This is a genomic window from Halobacillus dabanensis (assembly GCF_900114165.1).
GTDB classification, from domain to species: domain Bacteria; phylum Bacillota; class Bacilli; order Bacillales; family Halobacillaceae; genus Halobacillus; species Halobacillus dabanensis.
The window spans coordinates 177800-192749 of record NZ_FOSB01000002.1 but is presented as its reverse complement, the minus strand read 5'-3'; the positions used below and the strand labels follow the sequence as shown (position 1 = coordinate 192749).

The following is a 14950-nucleotide window of genomic DNA, read 5'->3' as shown; positions in this document are numbered from 1 at the left end:
CTCAATTGTGGGATTCAGGAAGGAGATAACATCATGACTGAGTTTATGGGTGAATTGATCGGGACGATGATTCTGATTATATTCGGAGGCGGGGTTATCGCTGGATCCAATTTGAAAGCAACAAAAGCGGAAGGAAATTGGGTGCTGATCACTATTGCCTGGGGCCTGGCGGTTGCAATGGGAGTTTATGCCGTTGGACAGGTGACGGGAGCGCATATTAATCCTGCAGTAACTTTAGGATTAGCAACTGTCGGTGATTTTTCGTGGGCTAAAGTACCGATGTACATTACCGCTCAAATGATCGGAGCTTTTATCGGTGCGACCGTCGTTTATTTTCATTACTTGCCTCATTGGAAAGATACAGAAGATCAGTTGGCGATTAAATCAATTTTCTGTACAGACCCGGCCATTCGAAGTCCTATTTCCAACCTGGTGAGTGAAATTATTGGAACATTCGTACTTGTGATGGGGATTCTATTTATTGGTGCCAATGATTTTACTGATGGGTTGAATCCACTGATTGTCGGTCTTCTCATCGTCGCAATCGGTATGTCACTCGGTGCTACGACTGGTTATGCGATTAATCCGGCAAGGGATTTAGGGCCTAGAATCGCCCACGCTATTTTACCGATTCCCGGTAAGGGAGGATCTGACTGGGGATACTCATGGGTGCCTGTTCTCGGACCAGTGATCGGCGGGATTTATGGTGGCTTGTTTTATCAAGCTATTTTTGAAGGGAATGAAACCGGGTGGTTCTGGATGGGAACTGTAATTGTCGTAGGAATCTTACTTTCATCGATGAGAGTAGAATTGAAAAAAGTTTACCAACCTGAAAAAGGAGTGGAATAATGGGAAAATATATTTTATCGATTGATCAGGGAACGACGAGTTCAAGGGCGATTTTATTCAATCATGAAGGACAGATCGTGGAAACTGCTCAAAAGGAATTTGAACAATACTTTCAAAAGCCAGGATGGGTGGAACACGATGCCAATGAGATTTGGACGTCTGTCCTGGCGTGTATTGCCGATGTACTTAGGAAATCAGATGTTGAAGCAGACGAGGTCGATGGAATCGGTATTACTAACCAGAGAGAAACGACCGTCGTTTGGGATAAAAATACAGGCAAACCGATCTATAAAGCGATTGTTTGGCAATCACGTCAGACGCAAAGTATTTGTAATGAATTGAAAGAGCAAGGGTTAGAAGATACATTCCGGGATAAAACAGGTCTACTCCTTGATCCTTATTTCGCCGGTACCAAGGTGAAGTGGATTCTTGATAACGTTGACGGGGCGAGGGAGAAAGCGAACAATGGGGATTTGTTGTTCGGGACGATCGACACATGGCTTGTTTATAAGCTTTCAGGGAAACAGGCCCATGTAACGGATTATTCCAATGCCTCCCGTACTTTAATGTACAACATATATGATTTGAAATGGGACGATGAACTTCTTGAGATTTTGGATGTGCCGAAAAGCATGCTTCCAGAAGTGAAGCCTTCCTCTGAGGTGTATGCGGAGACCGTGGATTATCACTTCTTTGGCAAGCAGGTACCTATTGCGGGAATTGCTGGTGATCAGCAAGCAGCTTTATTCGGACAAGCGTGCTTTGAAAAAGGCATGGGAAAAAATACGTATGGAACAGGTGGCTTCATGTTACTGAATACAGGGGAAGAAGCTGTTAAATCTAACAATGGACTGCTCACCACACTGGCCTGGGGTGTCGATGGCAAAGTCGAGTATGCGTTAGAAGGCAGCATTTTTGTTTCGGGTTCTGCCATTCAGTGGTTGCGTGACGGATTGAAAATGATTGAATCATCTCCGGATAGTGAAGAAATTGCTGGACAAGTGAATTCCACGGATGGGGTGTATGTGGTTCCGGCGTTTGTCGGTCTGGGTACTCCTTATTGGGATAGTGAAGCTCGCGGGGCTGTTTTCGGCATCACCCGTGGTACCACGAAAGCTCACTTTGTAAGAGCGACGCTTGAGTCCCTTGCTTATCAAACGAAAGATGTCGTGGATGCTATGGTGGAGGATTCCGGTCTTGAAGTGAAAAAACTTCGTGTGGATGGCGGGGCTGTAAAAAATAATCTGTTGATGCAGTTCCAAAGTGATTTGCTTGATGTGACAGTGGAGCGACCGGAAGTTAACGAAACAACGGCACTAGGGGCTGCTTATCTAGCGGGGCTCGCTGTAGGTTTCTGGAAGGATCGTGAGGAAATTGCTGACCAGTGGAAAGTAGAGCGCGAATTTGAACCAAGTATGAAGGAAGAGAAAAGTAAGAAACTATATAAAGGTTGGCAAAAAGCCGTGGAAGCGACAAGGGTTTTCAAGCAAGAAGAATAATCCTTTCAAATTAACTCCCTCTCTGATATAATCAAAGTATAAGTTAATGGAAACGGTCGGAGATACGGAGAGACCACGAAGCTTTATGCAATCTGCATAAGGGTTTTCGTGGTCTCTTTTTTTGTCCTTCTATCAGTGTTTTGGAGGATTCTTACACATATTCTCTTCTACAAAAGGGAATACCCGTACAAGACCGCAAAATTGAAGACAACGGAAGAAGGAGAGATACGATGCAATCATTTTCTAGTTACGAAAGAGAAAATCAGTTCAACCGTTTAGCTCAGGAAGAGTGGGACGTGCTTGTAATCGGAGGAGGGATTACCGGTTCTGGAATTGCTCTCGATGCAGCCAGTCGTGGGATGAAAACAGCTGTGGTGGAAATGCAGGACTATGCAGCAGGGACATCCAGTCGTTCGACGAAGCTTGTGCATGGTGGTTTAAGATACTTGAAACAATTTGAAGTGAAAATGGTCGCTGAAGTGGGGAAAGAACGGGAAATCGTTTATGAGAATGGTCCTCATGTGACGACACCGGAATGGATGCTGCTCCCTTTTCATGAAGGTGGCAATTTTGGTCCGTTTTCAACGAATATAGGTCTTCGCGTTTATGACTACCTTGCTGGGGTGAAAAAATCTGAGCGCCGTACGATGATGAGTGCGGAAGAAGCATTAGACAGGGAGCCATTGTTGAAGAAAGAAGGATTGAAAGGGGCTGGCTACTATGTCGAGTACAAAACCGATGATGCCCGCCTCACCCTTGAAGTTATGAAAAAAGCAGTCGACTATGGTGCCTGCTCCACGAACTACGCAAAAGTCGTTGACTTCATTTATGATGACAATGGTTCCATTGTCGGGGCTAAAGTCGAAGACACGGTTACTAGTGAGCAATACCATGTGAAAGCGAAGAAAATTATTAATGCAGGCGGACCGTGGGTAGACGAACTCCGTGAAATCGATGGCTCTAAAAAAGGTAAGACACTGCAATTGACAAAAGGTGTTCACCTTGTTTTCGATCAGTCTGTATTCCCGCTCAGACAAGCGATATACTTTGATAGCCCTGATGGACGGATGATTTTTGCTATTCCGAGAGATGGGAAAGCGTATATAGGTACAACAGATACGACATACGATCAAGAAATCGCTCATCCGACAATGACGGAAGAAGATCGCGACTATATTTTAAATGCAATGAAAACAATGTTCCCTTCCGTTGAGGTTACTAAGGATGATGTGGAATCAAGTTGGGCAGGATTGCGTCCCCTGATTTATGAAGAAGGTAAAGATCCATCCGAAATTTCACGAAAAGATGAAATTTTTGTTTCTGATTCTGGTTTGATTTCCATGGCGGGTGGTAAGTTGACTGGCTATCGTAAAATGGCTCTGACAGCAGTGGACCTTGTTCGCGATCAACTGATGGAAGAGTACGGTATCCGTTATTCTGATTCAGAAACGAAGAATATGCCGATTTCCGGTGGTGATGTCGGTGGATCTAAAGGATACAAGCAGTTCAAGCAAGAGCGTCTTCAAATCGGCGAGTCACTTGGTCTCAGTGAAGAAGATGCAGATAAACTGATTCAACTTTATGGTTCTAATGTCGATATCGTGTTCCAAAATTATAAAACACGTAAACAAGAAGCAAATGAAGCGGGTGTCGATCCAATCGTTTTTGCCCAGATTACGTATGCCTTAGAAGAAGAGATGACTTTTAAGCCCGTCGATTTCTTCATTCGCCGTACGGCAGCTCTTTTCTTCAATATCCATTGGGTCAGAGAGCACAAAACATCCGTCATTAATTATATGGCCGCACAATTGAACTACACAGCTGAACAGAAACAAGAGTACACAGATCAACTCAATCAGTTGCTGGAAGAGGCAGTAACTCCAATTGAATATGCTTAATGTGTCTCGACAACAAAACACTTCCCTGGTGAGCTGCTTCCATATAAATGGACTGTGCTAGGGAGCATAGAGGACCCCGATATTGTACTGGGGTCCTTTTTTGTGAGAGACAATAATGTTGACTGGATTGTAACCCCACTATATCCTTCCAAATCCCCTGCCCGGCCTTTAGTATTTTTTTAAGGTCGATATTGCCTCTTATATGCCCAAAGAAAGAGGTAATCCTGCATGGTCACGACAGTTGCTGAGACTATCCGACATTGGAGGTTATGTTTTCGAATTTTATAAAAATAATTGACTCTTAAGCAAAAATAAGATAATCTCTCATTATGAAAGCGTTACCGGAACAACATTCCGCAATGCGGAACGAGGTGAGATAGAGCTTAGTAAATGCATATTTTAAAAGCAAAATATGAAAGGGGATACATAAAAGAAGTTCTATATAGCGTATCAACACTAGATGAAATAGGGATAGAAACGACAGGAATTGAAAGCGTTTTATACGTTGGGGTCCGTTTTGGAACTACATGATGACGGACCCCGCCGATCCAAAACTTTATTTTAGTTTAAAGAAACAAGTCGAATGAACATGATTACAAACGGCTGCGAAACTTATCAGATTTCATGGATTTTTTCTATGGAAAACCTGTCAATGAGTTTTCTTGATATATGTATGAATATTTAAAAAAGGTAAAGAAAGCCAACGAATGAACAGATAGGAGTGTAGTGTTTTGAAAAAGTTTAAAGTTGTTGTTACTGATTACGAATATCCGAACCTTGATCAAGAACGTAGAGTATTTGAAAACATGGATGTTGAGTTTGTTCCTGCTCAATGTCGAACAGAAGAAGAGGTTATAGAAGCTTGTAAAGATGCTGATGCTTTATTAAACCAATATGCACCCATATCACGCAAAGTAATTGAAAACCTTGAAAATTGTAAAGTGATTTCACGCTATGGGGTAGGGGTTAATACAGTGGACCTTGAAGCTGCATCTGAAAAAGGAATCATAGTGGGCAATGTAACAGATTACTGCATGGATGAAGTGTCAGATCATGCCTTTGCTTTATTGATGGCTTGTGCTAGAAAAGTTGGTCGCCTAAATCAGGAAGTTAAGAATGGTAATTGGGATTTTAAAGTTGGGATGCCCATTTACCGCTTAAGGGGAAGTGTCTTAGGGTTAGTCGGATTTGGTAAAATACCACAAATGTTAGCTGAAAAAGCCCAGGCTTTTGGCTTTCAAGTTGTAGCCTATGATCCATTTGTTCCGCAAGAAGTAGCAAAAGAATTAAATGTTGAGTTGATGGAATTAAACCAGCTTTGCGAAATAGCTGATTATGTTTCTGTCCATGCCCCCCTTATTGAAAGTACCACAGGCTTGATAAGTGATGAGCAATTCAATCATATGAAAGAGAAGGCATTCATTATTAATACAGCACGTGGGCCAGTCATTGATGAACAAGCTCTCATTCGCGCTCTGAAAGAAGGGAAAATTGCCGGAGCAGCTCTTGATGTTGTGGAAGAAGAACCTATTTCTCAGGACAATCCTCTTCTGACGATGGATAATGTTGTTCTCACCCCTCATATCGCCTGGTACTCAGAGGAAGCTGGAGAGGAACTTCAACGGAAAACAGCTGAAAATGTAGCAGATGTTTTATCTGGATATTATCCTGCATACCTCGTAAATCAAGATGTAAAAGGAAAAGTGAGTTTAAAAGAGAAAGCAGAGTAGGAGTGTGCAAAATATGAATCCAGAACCTATGTTTAAAGGGATCATCCCCCCTGTCTCAACGATCTTCCATGAAAACGGACAGCTGAATCGTGAAGGTATGGGGAGGTTGATCGACTTTTTAGTTGATGCTGATGTAGATGGGCTGTTTTTCCTTGGAAGTGGTGGAGAGTTCAGCCAAATGTCAGTGGAGGAAAGGAAAGAAACAGCTGAATTTGTCACAAGTTATGTAGATGGACGTGTGCCTGTGTTAATTGGGACTGGGAGTACCAGTACGAGCGAGGTTATTGACCTCACTCAACACAGTAAAGAGGTGGGGGCTGATGGTGTTGTCATCGTCAACCCATATTATTGGCCTTTAACGGAAGAGAATCTCTTTCAACATTACAGTGATATTGCTGAAAGCGTTGACATTCCCATTATCTTATATAATTTTCCTAACCTTACCGGCCAAGAATTAACACCTGAATTGATTTTACAGTTAGCTACTAAATATCCGAATATTGTAGGGGTTAAAGATACTGTGGATACAGCTGGGCATATTCGCGAAATCATTTTAAATGTAAAATCCAAACGAAACGATTTTGCTGTTCTGGCAGGATTTGATGATCACTTGCTTAATACATTATCGCTTGGGGGTGATGGTGCGATTTCAGCCAGTGGAAACTTTGCACCAGAATTAACTGTAGGAATCTACCAAGCATTTCTGAAGCAGAATTATGGTAAAGCTGTTGAATTACATCAGCAATTAGCATACTTACCACTGATGTATAAATTAGACTCTCCGTTTGTAAATGTGATCAAGGAAGCGACCAAGATGAGAGGTATGGATATACCTACCCATGTTAAAGCACCTGCTCGTCCATTAAGTGCGGAGAAGAAAGAGCAATTAAAGTCCATTTTACAAAGAGCTTCCTTGTTGTAAGTTTCTTAACCGCTAACAGGCTCCATCCGTTAAATAACGCGAACAAAAAAGGAGGGGTGTGAATGTCTAATGTTCAATCAGTAGATCGCTCCTTATCTATTTTAGAAATACTGGCCAACGAACAAAGAGGGTTGAGTATTACAGAGCTGTCTTATCGTCTTAGTCTGGCCAAAAGTACAGTCCATCGTTTGATATCCACCCTGGTACAGAGAGGGTATATCGTTCAAAATAGTGAAACGGACAAATATTCATTAGGGATGAAAGTCGTAGCACTGTCTAATTTCGTACTTGAAAATCTGGATATTCGAAATGTGGTTCGGAAACACATTGAAGCTTTAGGAAATAAGACAGATGAAGTGGTCCACCTGTGTATACAAGAACGAGATCATGTGATTTATATTGATAAAGTTGAAAGTAACCACACGATTCGCATGTATTCTCGGATTGGGAAGCAGGCACTCATGCACTGTACAGGGGTAGGTAAAGTCTTAATGTCCGAAATGGATAAAAAAGAAATCGATTCAATTATTGAACGTCAAGGATTACCTTCTTATACAGAGAGCACGATTACAGATAGAGATACCCTTTTGGAAAATTTAAAACAAATTCGAAAACAAGGGTTTGCCCTGGATGAACTGGAACATGAAGAGGGGATGCGGTGTGTGGCAGCTCCTGTAAGAGATCATACTGGAAAAGTGATAGCATCGATCAGTATTGCTGGTCCAACCTCTCGTATAACAAAGGAACGAGTGGAGAAGGAGTTAATACCACAACTTTTAAATGCTGCCCAATTATGTTCTAGAGATATGGGTAATATACAATTTTAATCCTGGTAAATAGAGTGTCTGACTCTTTTATCTCTGATTAATGGAACAAGATTTCGTCATTTGGAACAACAATAAATTTATTAACTGAGGTGTAATAGATGGATTTATTAAGTCAGATTAAAGAAAACGGCATTGTTGCCATTATTCGCGGTGCGAAGCCCGAAAATATATTACCTATTGCTCAAGCTTTATATGAAGGCGGGGTAAAAACACTGGAGATCACGGTGGAAACACCAAAAGTATTATCCCTCATCGAAAAAGTTTCCGAGGAATATGGTGATGACTTGATTGTCGGAGCTGGAACAGTGTTAGACTCTGAAACAGCAAGAGCAGCTATTATGGCGGGGGCAAAATTCATTTTTTCACCGACAGTAGATGAAGAAACAATTAAACTAACAAAACGTTACGGGGTCATTAGTATCCCAGGAGCGTTAACTCCGACTGAAATATTAAAGGCTTATGAAAGTGGGGCTGATGTGGTCAAAGTTTTCCCTGCTAATGTATTTGGTCCAAAATATCTTAAAGATGTGCATGGCCCCCTTCCACAAATTCCGCTTATGCCAACAGGTGGTATTGATCTTGATAATATTGAAGAATATATCAAACACGGTGGTATAGCTGCAGGGATAGGGAGTTCACTTGTGAATACAAAAGTAGAAATGGATGAGGCTTATTTTAAGAACTTGATCAACAATGCTTCACTATTCGTTGATGCCGTAAAAACAGCGAGAAACCGTTAATAAAGAAATGCACAACGAAAGGAAGATATATATGAATAAACGATTGGATGTTGTTACTTTCGGAGAGACGATGGTGCTATTCACAGGGAATCAATCTCTTCCATTAGAATATGTTCACCAGTTTAATAAACAAATAGGGGGAGCAGAATCCAATTTATCCATTGGGTTAAAACGGTTAGGTCATGATGTCGGATGGTTCAGTATGTTAGGAGAGGACCCTTTTGGACGTTATATCCATAATTTTGTTCGTGGAGAAGGTGTCGATACACATGCGTGTTTATATACGGATCAAGCACCAACCGCTGTGTTTTTTAAAGAAAAGTTATCTGCAAAAAACTTAAACATCTATTATTACCGTAAACATTCGGCTGCCAGTTTACTAGGCCCTGACGATATTGATGAGGATTATATCTCAAACGCAAGGGTACTGCATTTGACCGGGATTACACCAGCCTTAAGTGAAACATGTAAACAGGCAGTTTTTCATGCAATCAAAATCGCTAAAAAGCATGGCCTGAAAATTGTCTTCGATCCCAATATCAGATATAAGTTATGGGATAGTTATGAGGAAGCAAGAGAGGTTATGCTTCAAATGGCTGAGCAGTCGGACGTTATTTTACCAGGACTGGATGAGGCAGAGTTCCTGACAGGAAAGACCGAACCTGAAGAAATAGCAGAATCCCTGATTGGCAACACAGATAAAACAATTGTAATTAAGCTCGGAAGTAAGGGGGCTTATTACCAAAATAAATATAAATCAGCCTATGTATCTGGTTATCAGGTTGATGAAATCATGGATCCAGTAGGTGCTGGTGATGGATTTGCAGCTGGGATAATAAGCGGAGTGCTGAACGATGAGGACATGGAAAGTGCAGTGAAACGTGCGAATGCTATTGGTGCCATGATTGTACAGGTGAACGGAGATATTGAGGGTTTACCTACAAAAGCTCAGGTTGATGCCTATGTATCCACTGATGGTATAGCTCGTGATGTGGAACGATAAATCGATTAGGAGAATCACTCTTCTTTATGTAGAAGGGTGATTCTTTAGTTTAGAACTACTTTTTCCCCAAAATCGTCTTCCTGCAAGAGTGCTCCCCGTCTTCTAAGAGGAAGTTGATCCGTTTCCTGTCGTGTAATCTTCAAAAATAGTCCTTGACTTGCTGAAACTTTTAGTTGGTATATCCGTATCTATATAAAAGCTTCTGTTAGAAGGAGGAAGATCGATGTCGCTTGTTCAACAAATGATATATCAAGATACTAAAAGACAATTGCTGGCCGGAGGGTTATTGTCTCTCATCTCTTTAGTATTCTTTATGGGAATAGTCACGTTCATTCCTGGCAGCTTTATCATTTCCATTGTTTATTTTGCGGTTTTTGCCATTACGGGCATTGGCCTATTGAAGACAGGATATGATGATTTACAAAAATCAAAAACAACACTGGACTTGGAGCAGGATCGAACGCAAGAGGTGTTAGACAGAGTGCCGGCAAGAATGTATATGGGACAGAAACCGATCAAGTCTTTTCAAGCCGGGCTTTTTGATATGGACGGGGAAAGTTATGGAGAGATTCATGAACAAATGCAGTGGAAACATAAATTGTTTACGATGTTTACCGCATTATTTTCCTATGATCAATTGAGACCTGCTGGATTTACTTTTACAAATCAGGATGGTGAAAGCCTCTATCGCATCGAAAAAAAGGGCGGATTCAAATGGAGAGGATACATCCAGCATAAAGATGGAGCGTATGTCGCCTATACAAAAGATACTAAAAACAAAACAACAGGTAAGCGGATCACCCGTTATATAGAATCAGATCAATGTCGGTGGAGTGCAGAAGGTGACGAGTTTATCGGTCATTTTACTGTTAAGGATTCAAAAGGCGAGGTATGGGCGGTTATTAAACGTGGGGCGATCCCGACAGAGGCTGCCGATCGTTTCGAACGGATGCCTGGTTATTTGATTGAGTGGAAGATTCGTGATGATATTCCATCTTCGTTGCTCGCTTTCTTATTCTTACTCCATTCTCGTGAACGTTAAACGCCATTTCCCATCAAACGGAAATGGCGTTTTCTCCTTCCTTACCACCTACTCAACTAAAGCTCCCTATTCTTGAAGACTCAGTTTCCAGATAATCCGGGGATTCGTTTGCCATATTAGGAGTCAGGGGTGTTTGGGAAGCTACTCGCTTTCCTGTGGGGGAGCGCCGAGCTTCCTCGGACTGCGTCCTACGTGATCTCGCCTATCTCCTTCTCCCACGGGAGTCACCCAGCTTCCCAACCACCCCATCCGATGGAAGTGAGAAACGAACCCCTCTACCAAGATGGGACGTCCCCTCCTCATTCTTAAGCAGATATAAAGCGCTCTATATCAAGCTTCCACTCTTGGAATGGCCATTGAGGCGCTTTATATTATCCCCTTCCCTTGAGCATACAAGCAGTGTTCACTAGAAGTGGTTTTGAGACACTGATATGGCAAAGGGGAGGTGGGGGATGAGGAGACTCCTGCGGGAAAGGATAGACTGGCGAGACCCCGCAGGTCATGAAGTGACCGAGGAGGCTTGCCGTCTTCCCCGCGGAAAGCGACTTATCCCCCGCCGACCCTTATTCGCAATAAAAGTCTCGAAATCGAGTCTTCCGGAATACTGCCATATAGTGCAATAACATTGTCGTATTTATTTCCAATAAAATACAGTTGAACTTTACGTTAACGTAAATGGTATAGTTAAATTGTTAGAATATTCGTTCAATGTGAGGGGATCGGATGACAGAACATTTAACGATACAGCAAGTGGCAGACCAATTTCAGGTGACGCAGAGAACCATCCGGTATTATGAAGAGCTCGGTCTGATTCACCCACAACGAAACACTGGTGGCCGGCGCTTATTCTCGTCGAAAGACCTGACTCGGTTAGGTCTTGTTTTTCGCGGAAAGAAGTACGGCTTCCAACTGGAGGAGATTAAAGAGATGATCCACCTTTTCGATCAGGACCCTTCAGGAGTCAGGCAACTGGAGCGCACACTGGACTATGGGAAGGGGAAAATGAGGGAGGTGGAGATCCGGATTGAGGAGCTGGTGAAGTTGAAAGCGGAGATGGAGCAGTGGTTGGACAAGTTCGAAAAAGAATTAAAAGAACGGAGAGGAGATATGCGATGAATCTTTCTGAACTGTTAGCTTATCAATCTCGTAAATATCCGGAAAAAGAGGGAGTTGTCACCCTTGATGAACGTCTGACTTATGCAGAGTGGAATGACAAGGTCAACCAGTTTGCGAGAGCTATGATGCGTTTAGGGGTCCAGGCGGGCGAAAAAGTCGTCATCCATATGCCGAATACAAAAGAATTTGTCATCAGTTATTTTGCCATTCACCGTTTAGGGGCGATTGCCGTTCCGATCAATGCCAGACTTGTAGCTAACGAAGTTTCCTATATTTATGAGCACAGTGATGCATCCGTATTGCTGACCCATGAGCTTGTTTTTGAACAAGTGAGCCAGCTTGCCGATGAAAAAAGTGGAACGTTCATTAAGACCGGTGCTCCTGAACAACGCTGGCATGCTTTTGCAGAAATAATGGAAAAAGAAGAACCGACAGAACTGGTCAATGATGCCCATGAAGATGAGGAAGCTTCGATTTTATATACGTCTGGAACTACAGGAGCACCTAAGGGAGTTATATTCACCCATAAAAACATTCTGACCGTCTCTTCGATGATGGCGGTAGAACTGGAAATGAAACCATCAAGCCGGATGCTTCACATTATGCCTCTCAGTCATTCTGCGCCTCTGCATTTATTTTTAGCGGGTGGAACATTTGTCGGAGCTACCCACGTCCTTGCATCTATGTTCACTCCTGATTTGATGCTTGAACTTGTTGCTAAAGAGAAAGTGTCCCACTTTTTCGGTGCTCCTGTTGCGTATTTGATGGCAGCGAAGCATCCGAAAGTGACAGAGACCGATTTGAGTTGGGTGAAATATTGGACCTATGGGGGAGCCCCTCTCTCCAAAACAGAAGTGGAGTTTGTTAGAGAACAACTTAAGACAGATAGTCTTTGCTGTTTATATGGGCTGACAGAAGCAGGACCAAGTGGAACACTGTTGCTTCCGAATGAACATGATAAAAAAGCTGGAAGTGTTGGAAAACGGGCCGCCCTTCATTGTGAGTTCTGTATTCTTGATGAACAGGGAAAAGAAGTGGAAAAAGGAGAAGTAGGGGAAATTGCTCTGAAGGGTGAGGGAATCATGAAAGGCTATTATAAAGATGAGCAAAAAACAAAGGATACGTTCAGAGAGGGATGGCTCCTTACGGGAGATATGGGAGTAAAGGATAAGGATGGTTTTTTATGGGTTATTGACCGCAAAAAGGACATGGTCATCTCAGGTGGTGTGAATGTTTACCCGCGTGAAATCGAAACGGTATTATTACAACACCCTCATATTGAAGACGTAGCCGTAGTCGGCGTTCCCCATCCGGATTGGGGAGAAACGGTCAAAGCTTATATCGTTCAAACCGGCCAAATCAACCATTTAGAAACCGAGTGTCATACTTACTTAGAAAAGCAGATGGCTGGCTATAAAATTCCGAAATTATATGAAGAGGTGAAAGAGCTTCCGAGAAATGCCACTGGAAAGTTGTTGAAACACCGTCTGCGTGAACAAGCGCGCCATGTATAAGGGGGGCCTTATGAATTTTTATGAAAGAGATAAGAATCTGCAACATCTATTGAAGTCAAGGTGGGACGAGAGTTTTTTCCAATGGGCAGACGAAAAGCTTAGTCAGTTCGGGGCTCTGTGTGCGGGGGATATCGATCGGAGAGCGAGGCATACCGATCGTGAAGGACAGCCACAGTTAATTAAATATGACAAGATGGGCAATGACATCTCAGAAGTATGGCTCAATGAAGGCTATAAAAAGACAATCGAAGAAACGTATGGAGAAGGAATCGTCGGGTATCTTCATAAGAATATCCCTTCCCTTGGTCATAAAGGGGATTATACCTATTCATTTGCCCAAGGATATTTGCTTTCACAGGCAGAACCTGGTTTTTACTGCCCGGTGACGTTAACGATGGCCACTGCTTATCTGATAGACCATTATGCGAGTAGTGAATTGAAAGAAAAGTTCCTTCCCCATGTATCATCTACAGGTGAGGTAGAACTGTATGAAGGAGCGACTTTTCTGACAGAGCGTCAAGGGGGATCGGACGTCGGGGCCAATGAAGTGAAAGCGATTAAAGAGGGGGATCATTATCGGATTCATGGAGAAAAATATTTTGCCAGCAATGCCGGTGCTTGCGGGGTAGCAATGGTCCTTGCCAGAACGGAAGAAGCACCGCCTGGGACCAGGGGATTAAGCCTCTTTCTTGTTCCGTGGCGGAAGGAGGACGGAACACTGAATGGGATTCAAATCCGCAGATTAAAAGACAAGCTTGGTGTCCGTGCGGTCCCATCAGCTGAGGTCGAGTTTATCGGAGCAAAAGCCTACATGGTCGGAAAAGCGGACCGTGGGTTCTATTATATGATGGAGGCGTTGAATCTCTCCCGGGTCTGTAATGCGATTGCATCGATTGGAATAATGCGTCGTTCTCTAAATGAAGCAGTGGATTATGCGGCGGAAAGGAATGCGTTTGGCAATACATTGATCCAATACCCGATGGTGAAAGATACGCTTGTTTCTCTGAGTGTAAAACAAGAAGTAGAAACAAGAGCCGTATTCGATTTGATTCAAGGGTTTGAGAAAGTTGCTCGTGAACCAGAGAATTCAACGGATGAGGAACAAGTGCTTAACCGTCTTCGTATCGCTATCATGAAAAAAGAGACAGCAGAACAAGCGGTATCGTTCACTCATGAAGCAATTGAAATGCATGGTGGCAATGGATATATTGAAGATTTTGTTACCCCAAGACTCTTACGTGATGCTCAAGTCCTGACAGTTTGGGAAGGGACGGCCAACATTCTCGGATTAGAAGTGTTGAAGCTTTTCAATAAATATCAAGCTCACGAATTATTCATTACTCATATGAATGATCGCTTAGAAGGTATAGATAGAAAGGGCAATCAGCATGCACTTGTAAAAGAGGCCGTCTTAAGTTTCTTAATATACGTGGAAGATGTATTGAAACAAGCACCTGACGTGCAAACCTACTATAGTAAATCTTTGGCTGAAAAAATGGCTCTCCTTTATGAGGGAGTTGTAGCATTAGAAATGGCTGAAGAGGGCGGCAGGTATCAAAAGGTAGCAGAACTGTTCATCCATAAAAATTTCGAGAAGGAAAAAGCGAGTGCCGATCCTCTCACACTTCGTTATGCAAATGATATTTTGAATCTGGATAAAGCATTCGCTTGATGGGTTAGTCGAGTACACTTTTAGGAGTGTGCTCGGCTTTTTTTGATTTTCCCCTGGTTTAACACTCCCTACCTTTATTCTATGGAGCTTATCCATGTATACGGACCTTCCTCTATATTATAAAGAACTGCTTTGCAA

At 42.6% G+C, this 14950-nt stretch carries 12 protein-coding genes; all 12 read left to right on the top strand.

Annotated elements, in window-relative coordinates; all coding sequences use genetic code 11:
* Nucleotides 1-33: 33 nt before the first annotated feature.
* The 12 genes from BMZ58_RS04160 (at nucleotide 34) to BMZ58_RS04105 (ending at nucleotide 14812) form a co-directional block, all read left to right on the top strand.
* Nucleotides 34-849 carry an MIP/aquaporin family protein gene (locus tag BMZ58_RS04160; protein ID WP_075035304.1) on the top strand — a complete coding sequence of 272 codons (816 nt, stop codon included), beginning with the start codon at nucleotides 34-36 and terminating at the stop codon, nucleotides 847-849.
* Nucleotides 849-2348 carry a glycerol kinase GlpK gene (glpK, locus tag BMZ58_RS04155; RefSeq protein ID WP_075035303.1) on the top strand — a complete coding sequence of 500 codons (1500 nt, stop codon included), beginning with the start codon at nucleotides 849-851 and terminating at the stop codon, nucleotides 2346-2348. Before BMZ58_RS04160 ends, glpK begins: the two co-directional genes overlap by 1 nt.
* Nucleotides 2349-2578: 230 nt before the next feature.
* Nucleotides 2579-4246: a glycerol-3-phosphate dehydrogenase/oxidase gene (locus tag BMZ58_RS04150; RefSeq protein WP_075035302.1), complete on the top strand. Its 1668-nt coding sequence runs from the start codon at nucleotides 2579-2581 to the stop codon at nucleotides 4244-4246.
* Between the two features lie 731 nt (nucleotides 4247-4977).
* The gene (locus tag BMZ58_RS04145) at nucleotides 4978-5976 is read left to right on the top strand and encodes a C-terminal binding protein (RefSeq protein WP_075035301.1); all 999 of its coding nucleotides are present in this window, start codon (nucleotides 4978-4980) and stop codon (nucleotides 5974-5976) included.
* 13 nt (nucleotides 5977-5989) lie between these two features.
* On the top strand, nucleotides 5990-6898 hold the full coding sequence (locus BMZ58_RS04140) for a dihydrodipicolinate synthase family protein (RefSeq protein ID WP_075035300.1): 909 nt from the start codon (nucleotides 5990-5992) through the stop codon (nucleotides 6896-6898).
* A gap of 62 nt (nucleotides 6899-6960) precedes the next feature.
* Nucleotides 6961-7725, top strand: coding sequence for an IclR family transcriptional regulator (locus BMZ58_RS04135; RefSeq protein WP_075035299.1), 765 nt, complete (start codon nucleotides 6961-6963; stop codon nucleotides 7723-7725).
* A gap of 98 nt (nucleotides 7726-7823) precedes the next feature.
* On the top strand, nucleotides 7824-8465 hold the full coding sequence (locus tag BMZ58_RS04130) for a bifunctional 4-hydroxy-2-oxoglutarate aldolase/2-dehydro-3-deoxy-phosphogluconate aldolase (protein ID WP_075035298.1): 642 nt from the start codon (nucleotides 7824-7826) through the stop codon (nucleotides 8463-8465).
* 31 nt (nucleotides 8466-8496) lie between these two features.
* Nucleotides 8497-9468 carry a sugar kinase gene (locus tag BMZ58_RS04125; RefSeq protein WP_075035297.1) on the top strand — a complete coding sequence of 324 codons (972 nt, stop codon included), beginning with the start codon at nucleotides 8497-8499 and terminating at the stop codon, nucleotides 9466-9468.
* 223 nt (nucleotides 9469-9691) lie between these two features.
* Nucleotides 9692-10510 (top strand): hypothetical protein, encoded by an 819-nt coding sequence (locus tag BMZ58_RS04120; RefSeq protein ID WP_075035296.1) that lies wholly within the window; start codon nucleotides 9692-9694, stop codon nucleotides 10508-10510.
* Between the two features lie 723 nt (nucleotides 10511-11233).
* Nucleotides 11234-11626, top strand: coding sequence for a MerR family transcriptional regulator (locus BMZ58_RS04115; RefSeq protein WP_075035295.1), 393 nt, complete (start codon nucleotides 11234-11236; stop codon nucleotides 11624-11626).
* Entirely contained in the window at nucleotides 11623-13140 is a 1518-nt protein-coding gene (locus tag BMZ58_RS04110) for a class I adenylate-forming enzyme family protein (protein WP_075035294.1), read from the top strand. Before BMZ58_RS04115 ends, BMZ58_RS04110 begins: the two co-directional genes overlap by 4 nt.
* A gap of 10 nt (nucleotides 13141-13150) precedes the next feature.
* Entirely contained in the window at nucleotides 13151-14812 is a 1662-nt protein-coding gene (locus BMZ58_RS04105; RefSeq protein WP_075035293.1) for an acyl-CoA dehydrogenase family protein, read from the top strand.
* Nucleotides 14813-14950: the final 138 nt, after the last annotated feature.

Bases quoted from the DNA above. Each gene is read 5' to 3' on its own strand.
- BMZ58_RS04130 (WP_075035298.1), top strand. From the start codon at position 7,824: ATGGATTTATTAAGTCAGATTAAAGAAAACGGCATTGTTGCCATTATT.
- BMZ58_RS04140 (WP_075035300.1), top strand. From the start codon at position 5,990: ATGAATCCAGAACCTATGTTTAAAGGGATCATCCCCCCTGTCTCAACG.
- BMZ58_RS04125 (WP_075035297.1), top strand. From the start codon at position 8,497: ATGAATAAACGATTGGATGTTGTTACTTTCGGAGAGACGATGGTGCTA.
- BMZ58_RS04150 (WP_075035302.1), top strand. From the start codon at position 2,579: ATGCAATCATTTTCTAGTTACGAAAGAGAAAATCAGTTCAACCGTTTA.
- BMZ58_RS04105 (WP_075035293.1), top strand. From the start codon at position 13,151: ATGAATTTTTATGAAAGAGATAAGAATCTGCAACATCTATTGAAGTCA.
- glpK (WP_075035303.1), top strand. From the start codon at position 849: ATGGGAAAATATATTTTATCGATTGATCAGGGAACGACGAGTTCAAGG.
- BMZ58_RS04110 (WP_075035294.1), top strand. From the start codon at position 11,623: ATGAATCTTTCTGAACTGTTAGCTTATCAATCTCGTAAATATCCGGAA.
- BMZ58_RS04160 (WP_075035304.1), top strand. From the start codon at position 34: ATGACTGAGTTTATGGGTGAATTGATCGGGACGATGATTCTGATTATA.
- BMZ58_RS04135 (WP_075035299.1), top strand. From the start codon at position 6,961: ATGTCTAATGTTCAATCAGTAGATCGCTCCTTATCTATTTTAGAAATA.
- BMZ58_RS04120 (WP_075035296.1), top strand. From the start codon at position 9,692: ATGTCGCTTGTTCAACAAATGATATATCAAGATACTAAAAGACAATTG.
- BMZ58_RS04115 (WP_075035295.1), top strand. From the start codon at position 11,234: ATGACAGAACATTTAACGATACAGCAAGTGGCAGACCAATTTCAGGTG.